The organism is Oleiphilus sp. HI0123 (assembly GCF_001635315.1).
Window position 1 is genome coordinate 1 of the sequence record NZ_LWGE01000050.1, and the last position, 437, is coordinate 437.

Below are 437 nucleotides of genomic sequence, written 5' to 3' on the forward strand. Positions count from 1 at the left end.
AGAGATTGATACATCGATTGGAAATTTTATTGTTAAAGAAATTCAGGAAATCAACTTATATCCAGAAAATCAATTCGAAGCAAAATTCGATACACATTTAAAGTTTTCAAATAGAAATAAGATAAAAATAACTGTTTATTTGAAAGGAGACATTAAGTTCTACAAAATAAATAATTTTTTAGGCGCTAAAAACATTGAGATAACGCAAACATTATTTCATGAACAGGCCATTCCGTTAAGCAATAAAATGATAAAAGCAATTAACAGACAAATAAGAAAGCATCTTCCAACTAATTTATTCTATAAAAATGACATCCATTTTGTTTCAGAATTTACAAAAGACTATATAGAATCTTTTGAGACAGATTTTGATAAAATAAAGATACATTTTAGATTATTTAGGTCCAAAAAAGGGTATTACTAATTTAAATTAGTTA

At 24.7% G+C, this 437-nt stretch carries 1 protein-coding gene; it reads left to right on the forward strand.

The window, feature by feature from the left end; genetic code table 11:
- The coding region (locus A3761_RS26475) for a hypothetical protein (protein ID WP_197472675.1) at nt 1-424 on the forward strand (424 nt) is incomplete at its 5' end.
- Between the last annotated feature and the right edge of the window lie 13 nt (nt 425-437).